Raw genomic sequence first — 26845 nt, 5'->3', positions numbered from 1 at the left:
CCGTTCACTGGGGCGGGTGGGCGCGGGGGCTCTCGGCCCCCTCAGCGTACGCCGCCGCGCCGGGGCGGCCGCGAGGCCGGAACGGGCGGGGCGGCCCGGGCCACGGGTGCGTGGCCCGGGCCGCCCCAGGGTGTCACTCGGCGGTTCGGGTTCAGTAGGTGCCGTACAGCGAGTACACCAGGTTGTCCTTCACGGCGATGCCGAAGGCGGCCGGGAAGGTCCCGAACGGGACGGAGGCGCTGCTGTAGACGCCCGAGCCGGCCGGGCCGGAGCTGTAGTGCATGTTGTTGACGGTGGAGCTGGTGCCGTTCGAGTTGTAGATCACCCAGTAGGTGGTGTTGGCCGCCAGGGTGTAGGTGATCGGCGCGCTGTTCCAGGAGTTGGCGCTCAGCGTGCCGACCGAGCTGGTGGCCAGCAGCGCGTCGGGCGATCCGGCGTTGTCGCTGTAGACCGCGATCTGGAACTGGTTGTTGGGCGCGGCGCTGGTCTGCCCGGTGTGCACGTTGAGCGAGGTCAGCGCGATCGCGGAGGCCCCGGTGGTGATCTTGGAGCCGTTGAGGTGGTTGGAGTCGGTGTCGTCGAGCTGGGTGCCGACGGCGTTGTTGCCGATGGTCTGCGGCGGTGCGCCGGCGGTGGTGAAGGCCGCGGTGTAGGCCGCCGCCTGGGTGTTGCCCGCCAGGTCCTTCACGTTGGCAACGCCCAGCGTGTAGCCGGTGCTGAGCGAGAGCGCCGCGGTCGGGGTGAAGGTGACGGTGTTGGTGGCCGCGTCCAGGGAGACGGTGCCGGGCACCGCGGTGGCGCCGGTGGTGGTCTTCAGCGTGACATTGGTGGCGTTGACGGTGCTCGCCTGGACCGGCTCGCTGAACGACGCCTTCACCGGGGCGGTGGCCGGGACGCCGGTGGCGCCGTTGGCCGGCACCGAGCCGGTGACGGTCGGCGCGGTGGTGTCGGTGCCGTACGTCGCGGTGTAGGAGCCGACGTTGCCGTCGAAGAAGGCGTACGGGATGCCGTGGATGGTCTCGATGCGGTAGCTGACGCTGGTGGTGCCCTGCTTGACGCCGGTGAGCGTGCCGGCCGCCGAGTTGACCGGGACCATGGCGCGCAGGCCGTTGGCGCCGCCGGTGATGCTGAAGCTCAGCGTGTTGCTGCTCCAGGCCATGCCGGAGAACGCGGAGCCGTTGCGGGCGTCCAGCCAGTTGAGCAGTTGGCGGCCGGAGACGACCGGGGTGCCGTGCGCCTTGGCCGAGGCGATGACCTGGTCGGAGGCGGTGGAGGCGGCGTAGTCGGTGTGGATGTTGGCGGTCAGGACGGTGTAGTAGCCCTTGGAGTTGTAGGCGTTGTCCAGCAGCGTGTTGACGGTGGAGGGCATGGACTGCCCGGACTCGTCGGTGAGCTCGGTGGTGGCCTGGTACTCGTTGATGGTGCTGCCGTCGGTGTCCGCGTACTTCATCGGCAGGCCGGTGCCGTTGAAGTAGCCGGGCCGGTCCTGCACGAAGCTGGCCGGGTAGTAGTAGTAGTCGGTGTCCAGCCGGATGCCGTTGGCGAGCTTGGTCTTGGCCTGGGTCGCCCAGTCGTCCCACTCGACGCAGTGGGTGCGGGTGCTGTCCGGGTTGGGCAGCGAGGCGTACTTGGCCTTCCAGGCGCCGATCTGGGTGGAGTAGATGTTCTGCAGGTCCGCGGGGGTGCCCCAGGGGGTGCAGTTGGTGGTGACGTGCGCGCCGATCTCGAAGCCCTGGTCGGAGTAGGCCTTGGCCTGGGCGTCGGTCAGCGGGTCGTTGGTGTAGATGTACGACGAGGCGCGCACGCACTCCCAGTTGGCGACGTTGCAGCCGACCGGGCTCTGCGCGACGTAGCCGTCGAAGCGCCCGCTGGTGCCGCCGATGCCGTGGTCGTCACCGGTCATCACCACGACGGCCTTGACGTCCCGCGGGAAGTACCAGAACTTCGGCAGCGGCTTCTTGCTCGCGTCCATGGTGGTGATCAGGTTGGCGAGCAGGCGCTGCTGCTCGTCGGCGATCGGGATCTGCGCCTTGTCGAGGTTGTTCCAGTTGAGCTGGCCGCCGGTGCCGAAGAACATCTCGCTGGCCTCGATGCCGTCGACGTTGTCGCGCTGCTGGCCGCCCCAGGCGATGTTGCCCTGGCGGGTCTGCACGACGGACTTGGCGAGGTCGAAGGTGAACGCGGCGGCCTGGCCGGTGCCGACGGTGCGCAGCGTGACGGCCGGGTTGGTGGTGGCCACGGCGGTGTCGCTGTACAGGGTGGCGACGGCGGTGGCGCCGTTGAGGGCGTACTTGTCGGCGGTGCCGTGGAAGCCGATGGTGTCGGAGGTCAGGCCGGTGCCGGGCGCCGCGGTGGTGTCGATCTTCAGGTAGCTGTCGGCCAGCGTGTCGGTGGTCGTGGTGAGGCCGAGCAGCCCGGCGAGCTGCTTGTCGGGCCGCATCGCGACCAGCCGTCCGCCGCCGTTCACCCAGCTGCTGAACATGGTGGTCTGGGCGGCGGTCAGCTGGTTCTCCGCCAGCAGCACCACGTCGTACGAGTTGAGCGTGGTCGCGGTGACGGTGCTCAGGTCGGCGGTCTTGTAGTAGTTCAGGCCCTCGGCCTTGAGGATCTCGCCGTAGTACGTGGTGTACGGGTTGGCCGAGTTGGTTACCAGCAGGATCGGGCCCTCGTTGCCGGGTCCGCTGCCGGGGGTTCCGCCACCGCCGCCGGACGGCGTGTAGGTGGCGTAGATGGAGTAGTTCAGCGAGCCGGTGGAGACGGCGCCGAAGCTGCTGGGCCAGGTGCCGAAGGCCGCGCCGCCGGTGGAGTAGCCGCTCTGGCCGCCGGTGGCGTAGTTCAGGTTGTTGACCGCGGCGGAGACGCCGTTGGAGTTGTACGCCAGCCAGTAGGGCGTGTTCGGCGCGAGCGTCGCGGCGACCGGCAGGGTGTTCCAGGCGTGCGCGGTGAGCGTGCCGGAGGCGGAGGAGCCGAGCAGCGGGCCGGGCTTGCCGGCCACGTCGCCGTAGACCGCGACCTGGTACTGGTCGTTGGGCGTGGCGCCGACGGCGCCGACGTACACGCTGACGCTGTTGACGGTGCCGCCGCTGGCACCGGTCACGAAGCGCGAGGTGTTGATGTAGTTCGAGTCACCGGAGTCGGTGGCGGTGCCGGTGGTGTTGTTGCCGAGGACGGCGGTGGTGTCCGCGTGTGCCGCGGGCGCCACCATCAGTCCGCTCGCTGCGAGCAGGCCCACGAGCAGCCCGGCGATTCGTTTTCTGATCCTCACGCCAACCCCCCAAGGTCGGATGACCGGATGAACGGCAGAAGTGCCGCCCTCCGTCCTACCGGCTCCGACCCCGGCGCGTCCGCAGAACCCTCACATCACAGCCACGACTTCCGGCCATCTAGGAGACGAAAGCTCCGCATCCGATCAGTCTGTCTGCACACGTTCAAGAATTGTCGGCGGGGCGGCTCAGCCCTTCACCGAGCCGGCCAGCAGCCCGCGGACGAAGTACCGCTGCAGGGCGAAGAACACCGCCAGCGGGATGATCATCGACAGGAAGGCGCCCGCGCTGAGCAGCTCCCAGTGGCTGCTGTCCGACCCGGACAGCTGGGCCAGCCGGGAGGTGATCGGCGCCACGGTCGGGTTGCCGCCGGCGAAGGTGAGCGCCACCAGCAGGTCGTTCCACACCCAGAGGAACTGGAAGATCGCGAACGAGGCCAGCGCCGGGGCGCTCAGCGGCAGCACGATCGACCGGAAGATCTTGAAGTGCGAGGCTCCGTCCACCACCGCCGCCTCCATCAGGTCGCGCGGCAGCTGGGCGATGAAGTTGTGCAGCAGGAAGATCGCCAGCGGCAGCGCGAACATGGTGTGGGTCAGCCAGACCGGCAGGTAGCTGTCCTTCAGGCCGAGCGCCGGGACCAGCGTCACCGACCCGAGGTGCGCGCCGGTGGAGAACAGCCGCAGCAGCGGGATCAGCGACATCTGCAGCGGCACCACCTGCAGCGCGAAGACCACGAAGAAGAGCGTGTCGCTGCCCTTGAACCGCACCCAGGCCAGCACGTACGCCGCCATCGCGGCCAGCACCAGCGGGAAGACCGTCGCCGGGATGGCGATCGCCACCGAGTTGACCAGGTACGGCATCAGGCCGCCGGAGGTGCCGAACGAGTTGTCGAACAGCACCGAGTGGTAGTTCTCCAGCCCCAGGTCGGGGTGGACGAACGCCTCCCACCAGCCGGAGGAGACCACGTCCTGCTTGGGCCGCAGCGAGGTGACCAGCAGGCCGACGGTCGGGATCGTCCACAGCACCGTGACGGCGATCACCAGGGCGCTGGCCAGCGGGGAGCTGAACGCCCGGCGGATCGCCTTGGCCGGCGGCAGGTCGGGGCGGGCCGCCTTGCCGGTCCCGGGGGCGGCGGCCTTGTCGAGGGTGGGCTCGGCGCTCATCGGGTCGCACGCTCCTTGCGCAGCAGGGCGATGTTGTAGACCACCAGGGGGGCCACCGCGAGGAAGAGGATCACCGCGAGGGCGCTGCCGCGGCCGGTGTTGTACTGCTCGAAGCTCTGCGAGTACATCTCGTTGGCCAGCACCTGGGTGCCGAAGTTGCCGCCGGTCATGGTGCGGACGATGTCGAACGCCTTCAGCGTGATGATCATGATGGTGGTGAGCACCACCACCAGGGTGGTGCGGATCATCGGCACCGTGACGTGCAGGAACAGCCGCACCCCGGTGGCGCCGTCGAGCCGGGCGGCCTCGGTGATCTCGTCCGGGATGGCCTTGATCGCGGCGGACAGCACCACCATGGCGAAACCGGTCTGCACCCAGACCATGGCGGACATCAGCAGGAAGTTGTTCAGCGGTTGGCTCAGGATCCAGTTCGGCGGGTCGTCCCAGCCGACCGCGACGGCGAGCTGGCTGAGCAGGCCGACCTGGTTCTGGCCGCTGCCGCGCGACTCGTAGAGCAGCTTGAAGATCAGCGAGGCGGCCACCAGCGAGACCGCCATCGGCATGAAGATCAGCGACTTGTAGATCGCCTGGCCGCGCATCCGGTCGACCAGCATGGCCAGCAGCAGGCCGAGCCCGGTGGCCGCGACCGGGGCGACCACCAGCCAGAGCAGGGTGTTCAGCAGCACGTCGTGGATCTGCGAACTGGTGGCCGCCCAGCCGTAGTTCTTCCCGCCGACGAACTTGGCCGCGTCGGCGTCGTAGAAGCTCAGGTAGACGGTGCGCAGCAGCGGCACCACCAGGCCGACGACCAGCAGGAGGGCCGCGGGGCCGAGCATCAGGACGACCGCCAGCGGCCGGGAGAAGCGTCCGGTGGCGCGGCCCGCCGCGAAGAAGACCGCGAGCAGCACGCCGAGGAAGCCCAGTACGGCGCCCGCGGTGTTGCCGAACTTGATCGCCGCGTCCTGCCACAGCGAGTCGGCGAGGTGGAGCGCCGGCCCGGCGAGCCGGGTGTCGGTGGGCATGCGGAGGATCCTTCCTCGGGGCACGGGAAGGGCAGCGCGGGTGGACCCGCGCTGCCCGTTGGCGTCCGGTTACTGCGGCCAGGCCGCGTCGATGTCGCTCGCGGTCTTCTGGATGGACTGGCCCTCGGCGAACCAGGCGGTCAGCGCCTTCCACTCGGCGCCCGAGCCGACGGCGGCGGGCATCAGGTCGGAGGCGTCGAACCGGAAGGTGGCCGCGGGGTCGGTCAGCGACTCGGCGGAGAGCTTGTCGATCGGGTCGGTGTACAGGCTCTTGTCCACGCCCTGGTTCGCGGAGACCCAGCCCGGGGAGGTCTTGACCCGGCTGCTGGCCCACTCGGAGGTGGACAGGTAGTTCTGCACGGCCTGCACCTCGGGCCGGTCGGAGAACGCGGCCAGGAACTCGCCGCCGCCCTCGACCGGGGTGTTGACCTGCGGGTTCACCGCGGGCAGGTGGAAGGCGAAGACGTCGCCGTCCGGGCCGATGTTCGTGCCCTTGGGCCACTGCGCGCGGTAGAAGGACGCCTGCTGGAGCATCGCGCACTTGTTGCTGAGGATCGGGGTGCCGGCGTCCTGGAAGGTGGTGGTGGCGATCGTCTTGACGTCGCCGAAGCCGCCGTTGACCCAGGCCGGGTTCTGCATCCAGTCGCCGACGGTCTTCATCGCGGTGGTGATCTTCTCGTCGGAGAACTTCACCTGGTGGCTGATCCACTGGTCGTAGACGTCGCCGCCGTAGGTGCCGAGGACGACCTCCTCCAGCCAGTCGGTGGCCGGCCAGCCGGTGGCGGTGCCGGATCCGATGCCGCCGCACCAGGGCTTCGTCTCGCCGCCGGCCCGGGCGATCTTGTCGCTGAGCGCGATCAGGTCGTTCCAGGTCTTCGGGACCTCGTACCCGGCGGCCTTGAACGCCTTGGGCGAGTACCAGACCAGCGACTTCATGTTGGCGCTCATCGGCGCGGCGTAGAAGGTGCCGTTGACCGAGCCGTACTGCTTCCAGACCGGCGACCACTTGTTCTCGTTCTCGACGGTCTGCTGCGGCGGCTTGACCACCTTGCCGGACTTGACCATCTGGGCGAGCAGGCCGGGCTGCGGGATGATCGCCAGGTCGGGGGCGTTGCCGCCGGCCACCCGGACCGGGAGCTGCGACTCGAAGTCGTTGGAGCCCTCGTAGACGATCTTGATGCCCGTACAGGTCGTGAACTCGGACCAGGACTTCTCCAGCGAGTCCGACTCCGGCGAGAGGATCGACGCGTACATCGAGACCTTGGTGCCGGAGTGGCCCGCGTAGGCCTGGTACTTGGCGCAGTCACCGGTCAGCGCGGAGGCCGACCCGCCCCCTCCGCCGCCGCCGTCCGAGGAGCTGTTCGAACAGGCGGCTGTCAACGCCAGTGCCAGGACGGCCGGTACGGCGAGCAGCCGACGGCGTCCAGTGGTCACGGGGGTGGTCAATGCGGTCCTCCTTGCCAGGGCATGGGCATGCCAGCCGTAAGACAGAACAACACTGCGCTGTACCGGAGATGTGGATCTGTACCCAGCGATCGCTGGCTCAAAGACGTTAACTCACCGGTACCCCCAGGCCAAGGAGCGCGTTCGACCTTCATCGGGCAGCGCCCCAGTTGTAACCGCTCCGTGTTATGAGACGCCCGCACGCCGTTCACCTGCGGAACTCCCGGCGCGCGCCGTGCGCGGGGTCAGGCCGGGTACCGCTCCGCGAGGAACTCCGCGAAGGTGGTCCGGCCCGCCGGGTGGGCCGGCACCAGGTTGCCGCCCGCCCGCAGCGCCCGGCCCGTCCCGCCCGGCAGCGGTGCCCGCAGCACCGGGCGGCGCCGGCCGCGGGCCGCCAGGAAGTCCGCCGCCAGCGCCTCCACCGGACGCACCTGCGGCCCGCCGAAGTCGTCCGCCCGCCCGACCGGGCCCGCCTCGGCCAGCTCCGCCACCCGCTCCGCGACCTCCCGCACGTCGACCGGCTGGAACGACACCCCGCGCGGCACCAGCAGCACCGGCGCCTTCGACAGGCCGTCCAGCACCCGCGCCACCAGGTCGTGGAACTGGGTGGCCCGCAGCACCGTCCACCCCAGGCCGGACTCCGCCACCAGCCGCTCGCACTCCGCCTTCGTCCGGTAGTAGCCGAGCGGCACCCGGTCCACCCCGACGATCGACACGTACAGCAGGTGCCCGGCCCCGGCGGCCCGGGCCGCCTCCACCAGGCGGCGGGTGGCCTGCACGTCCCGCTTGCCGTTGGTGGTCGCGCAGTGCACCACCGTCCCGGCGCCGGACAGCGCCGCCTCCACCCCGCGGCCGGTCACCAGGTCCCCCACCGCCCAGCCGTGCTCCCCCGGCGTGTGCGCCTGCCGGCTCAGCACCCGCACCGGGCAGCCGCGCGCGAGCAGCCGGCGCACCACCACGCGCCCCAGGGTCCCCGTACCGCCCGTCACGAGTATCGGCCGCATCGCGCTCACCCCTCAGCTGTGCCAGTACCCCCAGCCTGCCCGCCGCCGCCCCCTCCGGCAGCCCGGCCCACGCAGCCGGGGGAACGCGGTCACCTCCGGGCGCGCGGCCGGGTGCCGCCCGGCCCCTCGCCGGGCCGGGCGCTCACGCCCCGACCGCCCCGCCCGCGGAGCCGATCAACCGGCCGTCGGTGGACAGCGGCGGGTCCGCGATCACCGGGAGGTGGTGCCGGGTGAACATCTCCGTGCACAGCTCCACCCGGTTGCCGACCCCCGTCTTCGCGAACACCTTGCGCATGTGGTCGTGGACCGTCTGCTCCTGGATGTGCAGCGAGGCCGCGATCTCGGCGTAACTGCGGCCGAGGATCGCCAACTGGGCGATCTGCCGCTCGCGTGGCGACAACCCGTAGCCGTTGAGGACGAGCGCCGCCAGGGCGGCGGGCCGGCTCGGTGACAGGGACGCGACGAGGGTCTCCTCCCCGGCCGGCGACTCGGACCAGGCGCTGACGGTCAGCCAGCGGCCCGAGTCCAGCCGGACCCGGGCGGACGCCTGCTGCCCGGGCCCGGCGTGCCGCGCCCGGCTGAGGACGGCCGCCAGGACGTGGGTGGTCGGCTCACCGGGTGCCCGGTGCCGCTCGGAGACCTGCGCGAGCCAGAACTCGGCGATCCGGCTCACGTAGGTGATCGCCCCGTCCGGGCGCGCCATCACCAGGCCGGGCGCGTCCGGGACCTCCGTGTCGTCGATTCCCTTCCGCAGCAGGGCCCGGCGCAGGCCGACCGCCGCACCGGAGCTCACCGCGCCGGCGCGCCCCACGTCGACCGGCGTGAACGGCGCGGAGCCGTCGGCGCGGCACAGCACCAGCAGGCCCCAGGCGTGCCCGTCCGCCTTCAGGACCACGCGCAGCTCGTCGGCCAGCCCCGAGGGGGCGAGGACGTCCCGGTAGTAGACGCTCCGGTCCAGGTCGCCGCGGGTCGACGCACTGAGCAGGCTGCTGGTGACCGGGCGCGCCGCGAGCGCGCGGATGTTGTCGACCCCGATCTGCTCCCCGTGCTCGATCTCGAACAGCCTCGGCATCACCTCGGCGCGGAACCCGTGCTCGTGCAGGCCCCCGGTGTCCAACAGCGTGGCCGGGTCGAGCATCACCGCGCACCACACGTCGGCCGGCACCCGGCGGAGCAGGCTCCGGGCGGCGGCGTTCAGCACCTCCAACGGCTCCGACGGGCGATCCGCTTCCTGGGCAAGGGAATTGACGGTGCGTCTGGACATGGAAGAACCGTAGGACGGCATCCCAGGCGGATGGGATGTACCGGGCGAAGTCGTGTCCGTACCGTGAGGCGCGCGGCCGGCGGACGGACACCGGGCGGCCGGGAGAACGCGACCCAGCTGGGGGGAAACACCATGAACGCCACTTCGACCGGACGCGCCGGTCTGGCCGGGGCCGGGGTGCTGCTGGCTCTCCTGCTCGCCGCCTGCGGGTCCGGCGGGTCGGGTAGCAGCAGCGCGGCCGACCACGGTTCGCACGACGACGGGACGAGCAACTCCGCCGTCCTGGGCTCGGACAGCACGGACAGCGGTGACGACAGCGTGAGCAGCGACGACAGCGCCGGGAGCAGCGACGACAGCGCGAGCAGCAGCGACGACAGCAGCGATGCCGAGGACAGCGACAACGACGGCAGCGGCGACGAGGGCGACGGCTACGACGACGACAGCAGCGACAGCAGCGACGACGGATCGAGCGCCTCGGTCGAGGTTCCCAGCCAGGTGCAGGCCACCGAGCTCCTGCAGTTCGAGCAGGTGCAGGGCAAGGAGTCCTGGCAGGCCCAGGAGCAGAACTGGGCGGCCAACGCGGTCGTCGACCTGAGCGACGACGGCGTCTTCACGTTCGACACGGCGAGCGCGACCGGCATCCCGCTCCAGGGCCGCTACACGGTCGACGGCTCCCTGATCACCTTCTCCGGGACGCGCACCACGCAGTTGGCGGCCGGCAGCAGCACCCTGACGATCGAGGGGAGCATCGACCTGGAGGAGCACACCCTGCAGTTCTCCTGGGCGTCCTCCACCGGGATGGCCGCCCGGGTCGACGGCCAGAACTTCGCGCAGGCGACGTCCAGCCTGTGGAACGCCACCGACCGGATCGGCTTCTGAGATCCCCGTCCGGCCCGTCGGGGGGCGGGCTGGACGGGCCGGGCAGCCCTCCGGCACGCCCCCGTACGTGGGCGACCTCCGCACCACGTCGAGGCGGACCGAACGGCCGGAGGGCACCGGGGGCGGGCCGCTACCCCCGCGCCCGGCGGTCCGCGAACGCCCGCAGCCGGATCCGGGACGGCCCGGAGTCGGCGAGCCAGCGCATCCGCCCGTCCCCCGCGGCGAGGGCGGCCCGGGCCGTCGCGCACCAGTCGTCCCGGTCGAGGGCCGCGAGGTAGGCGGCGAGCGCGGCGGCCCGGCGCGCCCCGTCGGCCTCCCCGTCGGCTTCCCCGCCCGGCTCGACGGCCCCGCCGGGCCCGGCAGCCCCGGCCGGCTCGGCGGCCAGGTGCCCCGCCAGCACGGCGGCGACGAGGAAGCGCTCGACGGTCGGGGGGAGGCGGCCGGTGTTCCGGGCGTGGGCCGCCAGGACGACGGCGGCGTGGGGGTAGTGCCGGAGGGACATGCCCATGCCCTCGCAGCCCTCCATGACGGACAGCAACCGGCCGGTGTGGTCGAGCAGTTCGGCGTCGTGGCCGAACTCCGCTAGCACCTCGTGCAGCCTGCCGACCGTGGCCACCTGGCCCGCGAAGTAGCCGTTGAGGTCGTCGCCGTCGACCGCCCGGCGCAGCAGCCAGGGGCGGACCGCCGGGTCGTCGAGGCGGCAGAGCGCCTCGACCACGTACACCCGGCCCCAGCCCTCGACCCGGTCGGCCAGCCAGCGCAGGGCCTCCGGACCGCCCGGCAGCCGCTCCAGGGCGTGCGCCGCGAGCGGGCCGAAGCGGTGCGAGAGCAGGCCGACGGTCCGGATCAGCGGGACGTCGTCCGCCGTGGCCGTCTCGGCGAGCAGGGCGAGCCCGACCGTGGCCGAGCACCGGTCGCCCGCGTGCCGGACGAGCCACCGCCCGGTGTGCCGGGCCCGGTCGGCGCCGGCCCGGCGGGCGGCGGCCGCGATGGCCTCGTGGCGGTGGAACGGGACGTGCAGGTCGTGGAAGGACCACTCCAGGGCGCTCGGCGGGGCGTCGGGCCGGGCGAAGTGGGCGTCCAGGACGCGGGCGACGGCGGCGGCCCGGGCGCTGCGGCCTTCGGGTGCTTCGGGGAGTTTCCGGCCGCGGTGCGATCCGTCGTCCGGGTACGGTTCGCCGTTCCGGGGCAGCGGCCCGTCCGGGGCCCGCCGGTGCAGCTCCGCCGCGTGGTCGTACAGGCTCGTCCGGGCCCCGGGACCGCCGGTCGCGCTCACCGGCGGGCGGCGGATTCGATTCTCTTCGTCATGCCGCCGATCATGGCAGCGGCCCCCGGCCCGGACAAGCCTCCGCCGCACTCCGTCGACCGCACCCCGTCGTCCGAGCCCGGACGGCGAACCCCGGACGCCGAACCGCCCGCCCACCCGAGTGCACGGGCGGACGGGCGGACGGGCGGACGGGCCCGCGAGTGGGCGGACCGGCGGCCGCTCCGGGTGTCAGCTGCAGCCGCTGGTGGAGCCGCAGCCCTCGCAGAGGTAGCAGCTGCCCGCGCGGCGCATCTTGGTGCCGCAGGAGAAGCAGAGCGGGGCGTCGGCGTTCAGGCCGAGGCGGATCTCGGCGAGCTCGGTCGAGTTGTGCGCGGCCGGGGCGGCCTTGGGCGGCTCGACCAGCGGGAGGGCGACGTGCGGCTTCTCCGGGGCGAGCGGGGCGGACTGGGCCAGCGACTCGATGTCGACGTCGTCCTCGGCCGGCTCGTACGAGCCGGTCTCCAGGTGCCGGGTGCGCTCCTCGACGGAGTGGATGCCCAGCGCGGAGCGGGTCTCGAAGGGCAGGAAGTCGAGGGCCAGGCGGCGGAAGATGTAGTCCACGATGGACTGCGCCATCCGCACGTCCGGGTCGTCGGTCAGGCCGGCCGGCTCGAAGCGCATGTTGGTGAACTTGGCGACGTACGTCTCCAGCGGGACGCCGTACTGCAGGCCGACCGAGACGGCGATGGAGAAGGCATCCATCATGCCCGCGAGGGTCGAGCCCTGCTTGGACATCTTCAGGAAGACCTCGCCGAGGCCGTCGTCCGGGTAGGAGTTGGCGGTCATGTAGCCCTCGGCGCCGCCGACCGTGAAGGAGGTGGTGATGCCGGGGCGGCCCTTGGGCAGGCGCTTGCGGGTCGGCCGGTACTCGACGACCTTCTCGACGGCGGGGGCCGCGGCCTGGACGGGGGCCGAGGTCGCCGCCGGGGTCTTGGTCTTGGCCGAGAGCGGCTGGCCGACCTTGCAGTTGTCGCGGTAGATCGCCAGCGCCTTGACGCCGAGCTTCCACGCCTCGAAGTAGATCTCCTCGACGTCCTCGACGGTGGCGTTCTCCGGCATGTTGACGGTCTTGGAGATGGCGCCGGAGATCCACGGCTGGATCGCGGCCATCATCCGGACGTGGCCCATCGGGGAGATCGACCGCTCGCCCATCGCGCAGTCGAACACCTCGTAGTGGGCGGCCTTCAGGCCGGGCGCGTCGATGACGTTGCCGTGCTCGGCGATATGCGCGACGACCGCCTCGACCTGCTCGTCCTGGTAGCCGAGGCGCTTGAGGGCGCGCGGGACGGTGCCGTTGACGATCTGCATCGAGCCGCCGCCGACCAGCTTCTTGAACTTGACCAGGGCCAGGTCGGGTTCGACGCCGGTGGTGTCGCAGTCCATCATCAGGCCGATGGTGCCGGTCGGGGCGAGCACCGACGCCTGCGCGTTGCGGAAGCCGTTCCGCTCGCCGAGGCGGACCACGTCGGCCCAGGTCTCGTTGGCGACCGACCAGACCGGGCCATCCAGCTCGTCCAGCGGGGCGACGGCGGCCGAGGCGTCCGCGTGCTGCTTCATGACCCGCTGGTGCGGGGCGGCGTTGCGGGCGTAGCCGTCGTACGGGCCGACCACGGCGGCGAGTTCGGCGGAGCGGCGGTAGGCGGTGCCGGTCATCAGCGAGGTGATCGCGCCGGCCAGGGCGCGGCCGCCCGCGGAGTCGTAGGCGTGGCCGGTGGCCATCAGCAGGGCGCCGAGGTTGGCGTAGCCGATGCCGAGCTGGCGGTAGGCGCGGGTGGTCTCGGCGATCTTCTCGGTCGGGAAGTCGGCGAAGCAGATCGAGATGTCCATCGCGGTGATGACCAGCTCGACGACCTTGGCGAAGCTGGCCGCGTCGAAGCTGTCGTCGTCGCGGAGGAACTTCATCAGGTTCAGCGAGGCCAGGTTGCAGCTGGAGTTGTCCAGGTGCATGTACTCGGAGCACGGGTTGGAGGCGTTGATCCGGCCGGACTCGGGGCAGGTGTGCCAGTGGTTGATCACCGAGTCGTACTGGATGCCCGGGTCGGCGCAGGCCCAGGCGGCCTCGGCCATCTTGCGGAACAGGCCCTTGGCGTCGACGGTCTCGATGACCTCGCCGGTCATCCGGGCCCGCAGGCCGAAGGTGGTGCCCTTCTCGACCGCGGTCATGAACTCGTCGTTGACGCGGACCGAGTTGTTGGCGTTCTGGTACTGGACGGAGGTGATGTCGTCGCCGCCCAGGTCCATGTCGAACCCGGCGTCGCGCAGCGCGCGGATCTTCTCCTCCTCCTTCACCTTGGTCTCAATGAAGGCCTCGACGTCCGGGTGGTCGACGTCCAGCACGACCATCTTGGCCGCGCGGCGGGTCGCGCCGCCGGACTTGATGGTGCCGGCCGAGGCGTCGGCGCCGCGCATGAAGGAGACCGGGCCGGAGGCGTTGCCGCCGGAGGAGAGCAGTTCCTTGGAGGAGCGGATCCGGGACAGGTTCAGGCCCGCGCCGGAACCGCCCTTGAAGATCATGCCCTCTTCCTTGTACCAGTCGAGGATCGAGTCCATGGAGTCGTCGACGGACAGGATGAAGCAGGCCGAGACCTGCTGCGGCTGCTGGGTGCCGACGTTGAACCAGACCGGCGAGTTGAAGCTGAAGACCTGGTGGAGGAGGGCGTGGGTCAGCTCGTGCTCGAACACCTCGGCGTCGTCCGGGGAGGCGAAGTAGCCGTGCTTCTCGCCGGCCGCGCGGTAGGTGAGCACCACCCGGTCGATGATCTGCTTCAGGCTCCACTCGCGCTGCGGGGTGCCGACCGCGCCGCGGAAGTACTTGCTGGTGACGATGTTGACCGCGTTGACCGACCAGAAGTCGGGGAACTCGACGCCGCGCTGCTCGAAGTTGATCGACCCGTCGCGCCAGTTGGTCATCACCACGTCACGGCGCTCCCAGGTGACCGCGTCGTACGGGTGGACCCCAGGGGTGGTGTAGATGCGCTCCAGCCGCAGCCCGGCCTTGGGACCCTTGGCCCCCTTGCCGGCCTTGTCCGACTTCGACCCTCGTGCGGACCCGCTCGTGGTGTCTGTCACTGCTCCTGCTCCTCCTCCTGGGCAAACGCCCGAAGTGCCCGAAAAAGTCCGGGCACGACTGGTTCGTTCCGTCCGTGCGCGGGCATGGGGGAACCCCACCACCGTGCCGGGTGCTGCTGGTACTGCGCTGACTGCTATGACTGCGTGGAAAAAGTGGGATGGGGCGGCCGGTGCGGGCGCTAGGGCACGGGCACCGGCTCGGGGACCGCGGGCCGCTCCGAGCGCAGCTCCGCGATCGCGGCCTCGAAGTCTTCGAGGTTGTCGAACGCGCGGTAGACGGAGGCGAACCGCAGGTACGCCACCACGTCCAGTTCCTTCAGGGGGCCGAGTATGGCCAATCCGACGTCGTGCGTCGAGAGTTCGGCGCTGCCGCTGGCCCGGACGCACTCCTCGACCCGCTGGCCGAGCTGGGCCAGCGCGTCCTCGGTGACCGGGCGGCCCTGGCACGCCTTGCGGACGCCGGAGATGACCTTCTCCCGGGAGAAGGGCTCGGTGACGCCGCTGCGCTTGATCACCATCAGGGTGGCGGTCTCGACGGTGGTGAACCGCCGGCTGCAGTCGGGGCACTGCCGGCGGCGGCGGATCGAGCTCCCGTCGTCGCTGGCCCGGCTGTCCACGACTCTGCTGTCCGGATGCCGGCAGAAGGGGCAGTGCACCTGGAACTCCCTCCCTGCGACCCGACGGCGAACAACTCGCCACACTCTACCCGAACACAACACCTGTGCCCGATCGAGGAGACTAGCCACTAGATCTAGTGGCTGGCACGACGCCACGCCGAGTGAACGCGCGGTTTCGGGGACAGGCCGCGGGGCGGCGCCATAGACTGTTCGAGTCGAACAAGCAATCGACTTACACCCGGAGCCTTGATCAAGTCAGCCGACCTCGAATAAATTCACTCGAACGTGTGTTTGGCGCAACCTTTCGATAGAGGGGCCAGTTGAGCTGGGCAGATGGAGCACCAGCCCGACGAGAGGGTCGCCGCGATGTCCACCCCCAGCGCCACCAGCGTCATGCACACCGCCGAAACCAAGACCGCCATCCCGGTGCAGGAGCGTTCCGCGCGCACCACTGACCAGGAGAGCATGGACCAGACCATGAGCCGCAGTCAGCCGATCGAGGAAACCCCGCCCGGTGCGCCCGCCCCCGTCGTCCGCTCCCTCCCCGGCCGCCCGCCCGGCATCCGCACCGACGAGGCCGGTCTGACCGAGCGCCAGCGCCGGGTGATCGAGGTCATCCGGGACTCCGTCCAGCGGCGCGGCTACCCGCCGTCCATGCGCGAGATCGGCCAGGCGGTCGGCCTCTCCTCCACCTCCTCGGTCGCCCACCAGCTGATGGCGCTGGAGCGCAAGGGCTTCCTGCGCCGCGACCCGCACCGCCCGCGCGCCTACGAGGTGCGCGGCGTCGAGGTGGCCCGGCCGGCCGCCGCGGAGACCTCCGGCCGGCCGTCCACCTCGTACGTGCCGCTGGTCGGCCGGATCGCGGCCGGCGGCCCGATCCTGGCCGAGCAGACCGTGGAGGACGTCTTCCCGCTGCCCCGCCAACTGGTCGGCGAGGGCGAGCTGTTCGCGCTCACCGTCAAGGGCGACTCGATGATCGAGGCCGCGATCTGCGACGGCGACTGGGTGACCGTCCGCAAGCAGCCGGTCGCCGAGAACGGGGACATCGTCGCCGCGATGATCGACGGCGAGGCGACGGTCAAGCGGCTCAAGCGCGAGGACGGCAAGATCTGGCTGATGCCGCACAACGCGGCGTACGAGCCGATCCCGGGCGACAACGCGACGATCCTCGGCAAGGTGGTGGCGGTGCTCCGCCGCCTCTGACCCGCCGCGGCACGGCAGCGGTACGGCAGCGGCACGGCAAGCATGACGGAGAAGGCCGGTCCCGGGCGGGACCGGCCTTCCGTGCGCTCGGCGCCGCTTCCTCCGTGCTCGGTGCTGCCCGCCCGTGCTCGGTGCTGCCCGCCCGTGCTCAGCGCTGCTTGACCGGCGGGGCCGAGGCGTCGATCGCGGCCAGCGAGCGGCGGACCTGGTTGCGGTCGGTGGTGTACCAGAAGTCCGGCATCGAGGAGCGGAAGAAGCCGCCGTAGCGGGCGGTGGCCAGCCGCGGGTCGAGGACGGCCACGATGCCCTTGTCGTCGGCGGCCCGGACCAGCCGGCCGGCGCCCTGGGCCATCAGCAGCGCGGCGTGGGTGGCGGCGACCGCCATGAAGCCGTTGCCGCCGTGCGCCTCGACGTCCTTCTGCCGGGCGCTCATCAGCGGGTCGTCGGGGCGCGGGAAGGGGATCCGGTCCATCACGACGAGCTGGCAGGCGGAGCCGGGGACGTCGACGCCCTGCCAGAGCGAGAGGGTGCCGAACAGGCAGGTCTCGGCGTCGGCGGCGAAGCCCTTGATCAGCTCGCCGAGGGTGTCCTCGCCCTGGAGCAGGATCGGCACGTCGAGGCGTTCGCGGAGCTTCTCGGCCGCGGTCTGGGCGGCCCGCATCGAGGAGAACAGGCCCAGCGTGCGGCCGCCCGCGGCGCCGATCAGCTCGGCGAGCTCGTCGAGCATCTCGGGCCGGTCGGGCTCCCGGCCGGGCGGCGGCAGGTGCTTGGCGACGTAGAGGATGCCCTGCTTGGGGTAGGTGAACGGGGAGCCGACGTCCAGGCCGCGCCAGTACGGCGGGGCGTCCTCCCCGGTCTCGGCGGCGGGGCCGTCGGGGGTGCGGTGGTCGGGGAGCCTGGTCTCGCCGGGCAGGCCGAGCGAGCCGGCGACGCCGTTGAAGTCGCCGCCGAGCTTGAGGGTGGCGGAGGTGAGGACGACCGAGCGGTCCCGGTACAGGTTCTCCCGGAGCAGGCCGGAGACGGACAGCGGGGCGACCCGCAGCGAGGCGGTGCCCGGGCCGAAGCGGTCGGAGCGCTCGATCCAGATCACGTCGTACTCGGAGCCGGTGAGCAGCCGGTCGGCGGTCTCGTGCAGGGTCTCGGCGGAGGCCATCGCCTGCTTGCGGACGGCGTCCTCGTCGGTGAGGCCCTTGTCCCGGGTCTCGCCGAGGGAGGTGATCACCTGGCGGCAGGCGTCCCGGACGGCGGCCACCGCGTAGCCGAGGTACTCGGGGAGTTCGTCGACCTGGCCGGGCTGGGCGGTCTCCATCAGGCCGTGGAAGTTCTCGGCGGCGGCCTGGAGCGCGTCCACCGCCTTCTCGTTGGCGAGCTTGGCGGCGCGCTTGACCGCCCGGTTGACGGCGCCGACGGTGAGCTCGGCGGTGGCCGCGCCGGTGACCCGGTTCACCAGTTCGTGCGCCTCGTCGATGATCAGCAGGCCGTGCTCGGGCAGCACGGGGGCGCCCTCGATCGCGTCGATCGCGAGCATGGCGTGGTTGGTGACCACGACGTCGGCCAGCTTGGCGCGCTCGCGGGCCTGCTCGGCGAAGCACTCCTCGCCGTAGGCGCAGCGGGAGGCGCCCAGGCACTCCTTGGAGGTGACGGCGAGCTGGGCCCAGGCCCGGTCGGAGACGCCGGGGGTGAGGTCGTCGCGGTCGCCCGTCTCGGTCTCCTCGGCCCAGTCGCGCAGCCGGAGCACGTCCTGGCCGAGCTTGCCGGTGGGGCCGCCGAGCGCGTCGACCGGGTCGAACAGGCCCTCGCCCTCGTCGCTCGGGGTGCCCTCGTTGGCGCGGTGCAGGCACAGGTAGTTGGAGCGGCCCTTGAGCATGGCGAAGAGCGGCCGGCGGCGCAGCACCGGGTGCAGGGCCTCGACGGTGCGCGGCAGGTCGCGCTCGACGAGCTGGCGCTGCAGGGCGAGCGTCGCGGTGGCGACGACCACCCGGTCGCCGTGGGCGAGGGCGGGCACCAGGTAGGCGAGGGACTTGCCGGTGCCGGTGCCGGCCTGGACGAGCAGGTGCTCGCCCTCGTCGACGGCGGCGGCGACGGCCTCGGCCATCCGGACCTGCCCGGGCCGCTCCGTGCCGCCGACGGCGGCGACGGCGGCGTGCAGCAGTTCGGGGATGCGGGAGGCGGGGACCGGCGCGGGGGGCTCGGCCGTCTCCGGGCCGCCGGGCAGGGGTGCGGTGGTGTCGTTCGTCATGACGCCCCCCAGCCTACGGGGCGGGACTGACAACCCGGACCGGTTGGGCGGGAAGGCGCACGGCGGCGTGCAGCGGGTTGTCGACCTGGCCGTGCACGGCGGCGTGCGGGCGGTCGGGCCGGTCACGGTAGCCGTCCAGCAGCAGCCGGTTGCGGTTCAGGCAGAGCCGGTCGATCCGGGGCGCGAACAGGTCGAACAGCCGGTGGCGGTCCGCGAGTTCGGGGAAGCGGCGCTGGCAGCGCAGGATCTCGGCCCGCAGCAGCTCCCAGAACTCGTCCTCGGGCAGGCCGAGTTGGTCCTCCAGTAGCGGGGCGAGGTAGCGGTAGACGCCGATGAACAGGCCGGAGTGCAGGAACTGGCAGAGGTAGTCGGGGTCCTCCCGGTTGAGCACCCCGGCGATCTCGGCGGGCAGGTCGGCGAGTTCGGCGAGCGGCTGGTCGCTGAGGTTGACGTCGTCGACGAAGTCCTTGACGGCGAGCCGGACCGGGACGTCGTCGCGGTCGAAGAGCACGATGGCGTTCTCGCCGTGCGGAGAGAACACCAGGCCGTAGCGGTACAGGAAGTGCAGCAGCGGCGGCAGCATGGCGGCGAACAGCCGGCGCACCCACTCCCGGGGGGCCAGCCCGGAGCGGGTGACGAGTTCGGCGGTCAGCGCCCGCCCGTCCGAGCCGGTCTGCAGCAGCGCGGCCAGGGTGCGGGCCCGTTCGCCGGGCTCCTGGTAGCGGCCGAGCGGTTCGCGCCAGATCGCGCCGAGCAGTTCCTTGTACTGGTAGGGAACGTCGGGCAGGTCCCGGTACAGCGGGTGCTCGACGGTGACGGAGGCGATCTCGCCGAGCAGCACGACCCGGCACTCGTCGCGCAGGTACGGGTCGGTGTCGCGCAGGTGGTGGATCCAGGCGGTGACGGCGGGCGCGGCGAGCGCGCGCTCGGTGGGCAGGCCGCGCCAGACCAGGGTGTTGAGGATGGCGAGCGGCAGTTTGACGGTGCAGCGGTCCGGGCGGCTGAGGTTGAAGAAGGAGCGGATCGACTGCTGGGGCAGCCGCAGGTCGCCGTCGGTGGGCAGCGGGACGATCCGGCCGTCGGCGATCCACGGCGCGAACAGGCCGACCACGGTCTCGTCCCACTGCCAGGGGTGCACCGGGAGCAGGTGGAACTCGTGGGCACGGTCGCCGAGTTGGTTGCGGAAGGCGGGGTCGAGCTCGGTCTCGTAGATGGCCGGGTCGCCGCGGAAGGAGGCCAGGCTCTCGTGCACGGCGAGCCAGGGCAGGGGGCGCGGCAGCCGGGCCTCCGGGGTCCAGCCGGCCGCGTCGGTGGCGGAGAAGCCGAGCCGGCCCTTGTTGGCGACGATCCACGGGTGGCCGCTCTGCCGGCCCTCCAGGGCGACGTGGTCGAGGTCGGCGAGTTCGGCGGCGGTCAGCGCGGTGGCCCGCAGGTGGGCGTCGGCGATCAGGGTGGCGGTGAGCTCGCGGACCAGGTGGCCGGTGGTGTCGCCGCTCAGCCCGAGCACGTGCCGGGCCTGCTGGAGGAAGCGCAGCGGGTCGTCGCCGCCCTCGATCGACGCCGCCTCGACCCGCCAGCTCCCGTACGCGCCGCGGCGGGCGGCGAAGCGGTAGTCGGCGTCCGGGAGCCGCAGCAGGTAGCGGCCGCCGCCCTCGGCCCGCGGCCGCAGCAGCTCCTCGTAGGCGAACTCGCCGAGCAGTTTGGCGAGCATCTCGCGCCCGGCGGCCCGCCAGTGCTCGGCGGTGAGCTGGGGCGGCAGGTGGAGGACTGGGTCAGCGGCTGGCTGCGGCACGCTCGGTTCCTTCCTGGGGTCGCGGGAGCACCGCGGCGGTCGGCGGCTCGAAGGTGGTCCAGGCGGTGCGGTGGGGCAGCGGGTGGAGGGCCTTGCCCGCGACGGCGTTGAGGATCACGGCGGCGCGGTGCGCGCCGAGCCCGAGGTCCGGGGTGCCGACACCGTGAGTGTGCAGCTCGGCGTTCTGGACGTACAGACCGCCGGTGAGTTCCGGCCGGGTGGCGACCCGGTGGTCGAGGTCGACCCGGTAGCGGCCCTGCTCGTCCCAGTCGATCAGGTCGGCGATCGGGTCGAGGGCGGCGGGGCGCACCGCCCGGTAGCCGGTGGCGAGCACCACGGCTTCGGTGCGCACCAGGTGGCGGCGGCCGGAGTCGCCGTGCCGGCAGTGCAGTTCGAGGCCGCCGCGGGGGCCCCGGCCGGCTTCGGTGACGGCGGTGCCGGGGAGGATCTCGACCGGTTCGGCGTCGATCGGGCGGCCGACGGTGCGCTCGTACAGGTGGTCGTGGATCTCGGCGAGGGTCTCGGCGCTGGCGGCCTTGTGCAGCTGCCACTGGGCGGGGACGAGGGCGTCCCGGACGTCGGCGGGCAGGCCGTGGAAGTAGCGGGTGTAGTCGGGGGTGAACTGCTCCAGGCCGAGCTTGGAGTACTCCATCGGGGCGATCGCCCGGGTGCGGGTGAGCCAGCGCAGCCGGGTGCCGTCCCCGGCCCGGTGGCGCAGCAGGTCGAGGAAGACCTCGGCGCCGGACTGGCCGGATCCGACCACGGTGACGTCCCGGGCGGCGGCCAGCTCGTGCCGCCGGGTCAGGTAGTCGGCGGAGTGCAGCACGGCGGGGTGGCGGCGCAGCGGGGCGAAGGCTTCGGGGCGGACGGGTTCGGTTCCGGTGCCGAGCACCAGGTTGCGGGCGCGGTGCACCGCGCCCGCCGCGTGCACCAGGTAGAGCCGCTCCCCGGCGTCCCAGTGGACGGCGGTGACGGGGCTGCCGAAGCGGCAGTTCGGCAGCCGGTCGGCGGCCCACCGGCAGTAGTGCTCGTACTCGCGGCGGGGCAGCTGGAAGCGCTCGCTGAAGTAGAACGGGAACAGCCGCTGCTGCTCGCGCAGGTAGTTGAGGAACGACCAGGGGTTGGTGGGGTCGACCAGGGTGACCAGGTCGGCCAGGAACGGGACCTGCATCCGGGCGCCGTCCACGAGCATGCCGGGGTGCCAGCGGAACTCGGGCCTGGCGTCGAGGAACAGCGCGCCGACGGTCTCGGCCCGGTCGGCGAGCGCGGCCAGCGAGAGGTTGAACGGGCCGATGCCGACGCCGATCAGGTCGTACGGCTCGGGCTGCTGGCCTGCCGTGTCGTCGTGGGAGGTCATGTCGTCCTAGGTAGCGGCGGGGGTGTCGGCGCGCCGGCGGATCATCAGGGCGGCGCGTTTGTCGGGCAGGTCGAGGTCGGCGACGCGGGTGAACCCGGCGCGCGCGAACGCCCGGACGGAGGGCGTGTTGCGGACGTCGGGCTCGGCGAGCACCCGGGTGCAGCGGGGTTCGCGCTCCAGCAGCCGGGCGGCGATCGCGTCGAGCAGCGGGGCGGCCAGGCCCCGGCCGCGGGCGGCGGGGGCCAGCAGCAGGTGCAGGCCCAGGTCGTGCGGGCGGGCGGGGTAGTGCGCGGCCAGCGGGTCGAGGTCGGCCCGGTACAGCTCGAAGTAGCCGGTGGGCGCGCCGTCGAGCAGGGCCAGCACGGGGCGGCTGCGGCCGTCGCCGTCGAGTTGGGCGGCGAGGTGGGCGGCGGTGGTGCCGGGCGGGCCCGCGAGGGCCCACCAGCGGTCGGTGTCCGGGTCGTTCATCCAGCCGGTGAGCAGGTCCAGGTCGGTGGCCGACCGCACGGTGCGCAGGACGAGTTCACCGGCCGGGGTGGGTATCGTCCCGGTCTCCGGGATCACGCCCGGGCCACCGGGTTGTCGATCTCGACGTACACCGACTGGGTCTCGACCGGGCCGACCAGTTCGTCCAGGCCGTGCAGCCGGGTGAGCAGGTTGGCCTTGCAGCGCAGGGTGGGCGCGTCCAGCAGGTGGGCGGGCAGCGCGGAGCCGGTGGCGGTGGCGGCGGGGCCGGCCAGGAAGCGGCGCAGCGCGGCCAGCAGCAGCTGCTCGTCGGCGAGGCCCTGGGAGCCGAAGGCGCCGATCAGGCCGAGCACGTGGTTGATGCCGAGGTAGTAGGCGAAGCGCTCGTCGGCGACCGCGTCCGGCACGAAGGTGTCGCTGTGGGCGCCGAGTCCGGGCAGCAGGGCGTGCAGCCGGTCGGCGTGCGAGGCGCGGAAGTAGTAGCCCTGGTTGTCGCGGTAGCGGCCGCCGGCCGGCCAGCCGAGGGTGTCCAGCAGGACCAGGCTGTTCTGCTGGTGGGCCTCCAGCGCGATGCCGGCCTGGCCGTCCAGCCAGAGGACCGGCAGGACCACGGCGTCCAGGTAGCGCAGGAACCACTCGGTGGCGACGGTCGGTCCGGGGCGGCCGGTACGGGCGGCCAACTCGCCGATGATGTCCGAGAGTTGCGAGCCGATCCGACCGACGCCGATGGGCTGCTCGGCGACCAGCCCGGCCACGCACAGCGCCCGGTCGGCGGGCCCGAACGGCATCTGCCGCAGCACGGTGTCCAGGCCGTTGGGATCGGCCAGCGCGGGGTGGTCGACGCCGATCCAGGCCGGGTCGCGGACGATGTCGAAGCCGGGGTGGGCGGCCTGCCACCGCGCGGCCAGGCCGGCCTCCAGCAGCCGGTGCACCTCGGCGCCGCGGTGCAGTTCCTTGCGGAGGTTCTCCCGGCGGGAGTTGGTGATCCGCAGGCCCAGCGAGAGCTTGAGCATCCACGGGGTGCCGGGGCGGCAGACGGTGCGCACCGAGCTGGTGGGGTGCCAGGGTTCGCCGTGCTGGCCGAGGTCGGTGAGCAGGCCGCGCTCCAGCAGGTCGGCGACGGCCGGGCGCAGCGCCAGCTCCCGGGCCTGCCAGGGGTGCAGCGGCAGGGCGGCCGTCCCGGCGGGCAGCGGGCGGCCGTGCAGCTCGGCGGTGAGCCGCTCGACGGGGGTGCCGGTGCCGGAGTCCCCGGCCAGCAGCGAGCGGTGCACGGCCCACCAGTGCAGCCGGAAGCTGCCGTGCAGTTCCGGGGAGTACGCGGCGGACTGGGCGGGGCCGAGGCCGTCGCGGCTCTTCGGGGTGGGGTGCAGCGGGTGGCCGAGCAGCAGGGACTGCTCGGCGCGCAGGAACGCGTCCGCGGGCGCGGCGGAGATCGCCCGGCGGTGGGTGAGGATCTCCGCGGTGCGGCCCACCGAGTCGGCCACCCGGGCGGTCAGGTCGGCGAGTTGGCCGGGTTCGGGGCGGCCGGTGGCGCCGGCCACCAGGGCGGCGACGGTGACCGCGTCGACCGGGTGCCCGGCGCCGCCGGTGGAGACGGCGGCGGGGCCGAAGCGGTGCCAGCCGCAGGCCGACCAGTGCCGCACCGGCGCGGACAGCTGCGCGGCGCCGCCGAGCACCGGGATGCGCAGCAGGTCGCCGCCCGGGCGTTCGGCCGCGGTCTCCCGGGCCCAGCAGCGCAACAGGCTCTCGGTCGCGGCGTGTTCGGCGGCCACCGCCGGGTCGGGGTCGAGCAGCGGATCCGGGTCGGGGTGCCCGGCCGCCGGCCGGACGGTCGGGGGAACGCCGGTGAGGGTGCTGGTCAAATCCGCTCCTTGAGCCGGTGGCTGCCATCGGGCTTCAAGTAAGGGTTACCTATCCCGTACCGCCGGGCACAAGATCGGCTCACTCGTTCCGGTGAGTTTCGACCGATCACTCACTCCCAGGTGTGAGCACGCGGCACCCTGACGGACCGTCACCGTCACGGTTCGATGACCGGTCGCCAACAGCCGGGCCCCACCCCGCCGCCGTGCCGCGCCCGGATGAAAGACTGGCCCGGGGAACGCTTTTCTTCACTCGGGGGGCGATGGTGAGGGCACGGAGGGTGGTGGCCGTACTGTCCGCGGTCGCCGTGCTGGTCGGCGGGGCGGCCGCCTGCACCCCGACCGGCGACGGGGGCGACGGGAGCCCGCGCGACTTCGCCGAGTTGAAGCGCTGGGGGTTCTCCGAGTGGGACCGCTGGGCGCAGCACCACGGCTTCCGCAACCCGGTGGTGCCGGGCCTGTGGAGCGCCGAGAAGATGGACCAGGCCCCGCCGCAGCAGCCCGCCCCGGCACCGGAGGACCCGTCCGCCGCGAGCCCGTCCGCCGCGGCGTCGGCGAGCCCGAGCCCGAGCCGGATGGACCCGAGCCCCGCGAGCCCGACCGCCTCCGTGGCGTCCGCCGCACCGACCGCCTCCGCCGTGCCGTCCGCCACCGCGCCCCCGCCCACCGCGACGCCGCCGGTGGCCGCGCAGCCGGTGCCGCGCCCGTACACCAGTTACCCGGCGTCCGGGAAGGTGTTCATGACCGCACCGAACGGCGGCACCGGCCAGTGCTCGGCCACCGTGGTCACCGACCCGCAGCACCCCGGCAAGAGCAACCTGGTGTGGACGGCCGCGCACTGCGTGCACGAGGGCAAGGGCGGCGACTGGTACCGGAACCTGGTGTTCGTGCCCGCCTACAACAGCTCCGGCGCGGCCGGCGACCACCGCAAGGCGACGCTGGCCGAGGTCGCCCCGCTCGGGCAGTGGTGGGCCGACAAGGTGATCACCTCGCCGCTGTGGACCACCGAGGGCACCAAGGGCGGGGACGCCGCGAACCAGTACGACTTCGCGGTGATCAAGGTGCGCGGCCCGGCGGGCGAGACCCGCTCGCTGGAGGAGGCGATCGGCACCGCCGTCCCGGTGTGGTTCGACGCCCCGCGCGAGCAGCTGTCGATCCAGGCCTGGGGGTACCCGGCGGTGGCGCCGTTCGACGGCCAGGAGCTGGAGCGCTGCGACTCCGGCCGGCCGGGCTCGCGCAGCTTCGACCCGGCGCGGCCGCCGATGCTGGTGATCGGCTGCACCATGACGGCCGGCGCCTCGGGCGGCGGCTGGTTCGCCGACGGACTGGACGGCCGCCAGCGCCTGGTCAGCAACACCTCGATCGGCAGCTCGGCGCACACCACCCTGAACGGCCCCTACTTGGAGGACGTGGCCCGGGAGGCACTCGCCTACATCTCGCAGAAGTGACCGCTCCTCCGGGCGGCGGCCTCCCGCCGGCGTCCGGCGCTCCGACGTCCAGTACACCGACGTCCAGTACACCGATGTCCAGCACACCGACCACGGGGGAACACCCATGACCGACCAACGCCGCATAGCCCGCCGTACCAGGAACGCGGCCGCGGCCGCCCTGGTGACGGTGCTCGCCGTCAGCACCGCGGCCTGCAGCAAGAGCGCCGACCCGAGCCCGGTGGCGAGCTCCGCCCAGCCGTCCTCCACCTCCTCGAAGCCCTCCGTCGACATCGCCGACGTGCAGAAGTTCCTCGCCGAGGTGCCGAACTGGGGTGCCGACGACTGGAAGAAGTGGGCCTCCCAGAACGGCTTCAAGCCGGAGGACTTCGCGACGATCAAGCACTTCTGGGACCAGGAGAAGCCCGTCGCGCCGCGCGGCGGCACCTCGGTCACGCCGGAGAAGCAGGCCCCGTCGCTGCAGAAGGTGGTGCTCCCGCCGTCCGTCCCGGCCAAGGCCGTGCCGCACCCGTACAGCCCGGACACCGCCCTGCTCGGCCGGATCATCCTGAAGAACGCCGAGGGCGAGGACCACTCCTGCTCGGGCACCGTGGTCACCGACCCGCAGCACCCCGGCAAGAGCAACCTGGTGTGGACGGCCGCGCACTGCGTGCACGGGGGCAAGGGCAGCGACTACGACAAGCAGCTGATGTTCCTGCCCGGCTACAACCGTTCCGGCGCCTCCAGCCACGGCAAGCAGCCGGAGGACTGGCAGGACATCGCCCCGCTGGGCCGCTGGGTGGCGCAGAACATGGTGGTGCCGCCGCAGTGGACCCGGGAGGGCCTGCACGTCGGCAACCAGGCCAGCCAGTTCGACTTCGCGATCGTCCGGGTCGCGCCGCTCGACGACACCCGTTCGCTGGAGGAGGCCGTCGGCGGCTCCGTCCCGATCGCCTTCAACCTCAAGCAGGCGGACATCACCGCCCCGAAGGCGTACGGCTACCCGGCCGACTCGCCGTTCGACGGCGAGGAGTTGGAGCACTGCGACTCCAGCACCGCGCTGGTCCCGTTCACCTACAACCCCTCGCGCCCGCCGATGCTCATCATGGGCTGCACCATGACCGGCGGTTCCTCCGGCGGCGGCTGGCTGACCAAGCAGGGCGGCAAGGCGGTGCTGTTCTCCAACGTCTCGATCGGCGACCCGGTGTCCGGCTGGCAGGCCGGCCCCACCCTGGGCCCCGAGGCGAAGAACCTGTTCGACGCCTTCGTCTCGGGCTGACCGGACCGGACGGCGGCCCGGACGGGCCACCGGGAACGGACCGGCGGGCGAGAACGGAAAGGCCGCCGGGAACGGACGGGCGGGGGGGGGGCGCCGGGGGGGGGGGCGCGGCCCCGCGCGCCGGCCGGCCCAGCGCGCCCCTGCCCTCTAGCTCCTGAATAGAATAATATAAAGCTCACAAAAAAACTAAAAAC

At 72.5% G+C, this 26845-nt stretch carries 18 protein-coding genes; 4 read left to right on the top strand and 14 right to left on the bottom strand.

Going from position 1 to position 26845, the window contains the following annotated elements; genetic code table 11:
- Window positions 1-151 precede the first annotated feature (151 nt).
- From ACWEO5_RS22525 to ACWEO5_RS22500, 6 genes are all read right to left on the bottom strand, one after another.
- Window positions 152-3265, bottom strand: a complete 3114-nt coding sequence (locus tag ACWEO5_RS22525; protein ID WP_452164080.1) for an Ig-like domain-containing protein — start codon at window positions 3263-3265, stop codon at window positions 152-154.
- A gap of 186 nt (window positions 3266-3451) precedes the next feature.
- Complete coding sequence (locus tag ACWEO5_RS22520; protein ID WP_452164079.1) at window positions 3452-4426, bottom strand: carbohydrate ABC transporter permease; 975 nt, start codon at window positions 4424-4426, stop codon at window positions 3452-3454.
- Window positions 4423-5448, bottom strand: a complete 1026-nt coding sequence (locus tag ACWEO5_RS22515) for a carbohydrate ABC transporter permease (RefSeq protein ID WP_344552640.1) — start codon at window positions 5446-5448, stop codon at window positions 4423-4425. Before ACWEO5_RS22515 ends, ACWEO5_RS22520 begins: the two co-directional genes overlap by 4 nt.
- Window positions 5449-5517: 69 nt before the next feature.
- Window positions 5518-6894 carry an ABC transporter substrate-binding protein gene (locus tag ACWEO5_RS22510; RefSeq protein WP_452164078.1) on the bottom strand — a complete coding sequence of 459 codons (1377 nt, stop codon included), beginning with the start codon at window positions 6892-6894 and terminating at the stop codon, window positions 5518-5520.
- A gap of 242 nt (window positions 6895-7136) precedes the next feature.
- Entirely contained in the window at window positions 7137-7895 is a 759-nt protein-coding gene (locus tag ACWEO5_RS22505) for an SDR family oxidoreductase (protein WP_452164077.1), read from the bottom strand.
- Between the two features lie 142 nt (window positions 7896-8037).
- Window positions 8038-9159: a LuxR C-terminal-related transcriptional regulator gene (locus tag ACWEO5_RS22500; protein ID WP_452164076.1), complete on the bottom strand. Its 1122-nt coding sequence runs from the start codon at window positions 9157-9159 to the stop codon at window positions 8038-8040.
- A gap of 132 nt (window positions 9160-9291) precedes the next feature.
- Between ACWEO5_RS22500 and ACWEO5_RS22495 the strand changes: the two genes are divergently transcribed.
- Window positions 9292-10038 carry a hypothetical protein gene (locus ACWEO5_RS22495; RefSeq protein WP_452164075.1) on the top strand — a complete coding sequence of 249 codons (747 nt, stop codon included), beginning with the start codon at window positions 9292-9294 and terminating at the stop codon, window positions 10036-10038.
- A gap of 130 nt (window positions 10039-10168) precedes the next feature.
- Here ACWEO5_RS22495 and ACWEO5_RS22490 read toward each other — a convergent pair whose 3' ends face one another.
- The 3 genes from ACWEO5_RS22490 to nrdR all read right to left on the bottom strand — a co-directional run bounded on the left by ACWEO5_RS22490 (window position 10169) and on the right by nrdR (window position 15069).
- Window positions 10169-11314 (bottom strand): hypothetical protein, encoded by a 1146-nt coding sequence (locus tag ACWEO5_RS22490; protein ID WP_452164074.1) that lies wholly within the window; start codon window positions 11312-11314, stop codon window positions 10169-10171.
- A gap of 219 nt (window positions 11315-11533) precedes the next feature.
- Window positions 11534-14413, bottom strand: a complete 2880-nt coding sequence (locus ACWEO5_RS22485; protein WP_452164073.1) for a vitamin B12-dependent ribonucleotide reductase — start codon at window positions 14411-14413, stop codon at window positions 11534-11536.
- 179 nt (window positions 14414-14592) lie between these two features.
- A complete protein-coding gene (gene nrdR, locus ACWEO5_RS22480; protein WP_344552650.1) occupies window positions 14593-15069 on the bottom strand; it encodes a transcriptional regulator NrdR in 477 nt (158 codons plus the stop codon).
- Between the two features lie 438 nt (window positions 15070-15507).
- On the opposite strand from nrdR, the gene lexA reads away from it, so the two are divergent.
- Window positions 15508-16233 (top strand): transcriptional repressor LexA, encoded by a 726-nt coding sequence (gene lexA, locus ACWEO5_RS22475; RefSeq protein WP_344552699.1) that lies wholly within the window; start codon window positions 15508-15510, stop codon window positions 16231-16233.
- 148 nt (window positions 16234-16381) lie between these two features.
- Here lexA and ACWEO5_RS22470 read toward each other — a convergent pair whose 3' ends face one another.
- From ACWEO5_RS22470 to ACWEO5_RS22450, 5 genes are all read right to left on the bottom strand, one after another.
- Window positions 16382-18472 (bottom strand): ATP-dependent DNA helicase, encoded by a 2091-nt coding sequence (locus ACWEO5_RS22470; protein WP_452164072.1) that lies wholly within the window; start codon window positions 18470-18472, stop codon window positions 16382-16384.
- A gap of 13 nt (window positions 18473-18485) precedes the next feature.
- Window positions 18486-20183, bottom strand: coding sequence for an IucA/IucC family protein (locus ACWEO5_RS22465; RefSeq protein ID WP_452164088.1), 1698 nt, complete (start codon window positions 20181-20183; stop codon window positions 18486-18488).
- 61 nt (window positions 20184-20244) lie between these two features.
- Window positions 20245-21621 (bottom strand): lysine N(6)-hydroxylase/L-ornithine N(5)-oxygenase family protein, encoded by a 1377-nt coding sequence (locus tag ACWEO5_RS22460; protein ID WP_452164071.1) that lies wholly within the window; start codon window positions 21619-21621, stop codon window positions 20245-20247.
- Between the two features lie 6 nt (window positions 21622-21627).
- Window positions 21628-22185, bottom strand: a complete 558-nt coding sequence (locus ACWEO5_RS22455; RefSeq protein ID WP_452164070.1) for a GNAT family N-acetyltransferase — start codon at window positions 22183-22185, stop codon at window positions 21628-21630.
- The gene (locus ACWEO5_RS22450) at window positions 22182-23948 is read right to left on the bottom strand and encodes an IucA/IucC family protein (RefSeq protein WP_452164069.1); all 1767 of its coding nucleotides are present in this window, start codon (window positions 23946-23948) and stop codon (window positions 22182-22184) included. The genes ACWEO5_RS22455 and ACWEO5_RS22450 overlap by 4 nt, the downstream gene beginning before the upstream one ends.
- Window positions 23949-24229: 281 nt before the next feature.
- Here ACWEO5_RS22450 and ACWEO5_RS22445 point away from each other — a divergent pair, with 281 nt between their 5' ends.
- Window positions 24230-25393 (top strand): trypsin-like serine peptidase, encoded by a 1164-nt coding sequence (locus tag ACWEO5_RS22445; RefSeq protein WP_452164068.1) that lies wholly within the window; start codon window positions 24230-24232, stop codon window positions 25391-25393.
- 106 nt (window positions 25394-25499) lie between these two features.
- Window positions 25500-26651: a trypsin-like serine peptidase gene (locus ACWEO5_RS22440; RefSeq protein WP_452164067.1), complete on the top strand. Its 1152-nt coding sequence runs from the start codon at window positions 25500-25502 to the stop codon at window positions 26649-26651.
- Window positions 26652-26845 lie beyond the last annotated feature (194 nt).

It is taken from the genome of Kitasatospora sp. NPDC004272, from assembly GCF_053603035.1.
The sequence above is the reverse complement of the archived record's forward strand: the minus strand, read 5'-3'. Positions and strand labels throughout refer to the sequence as shown.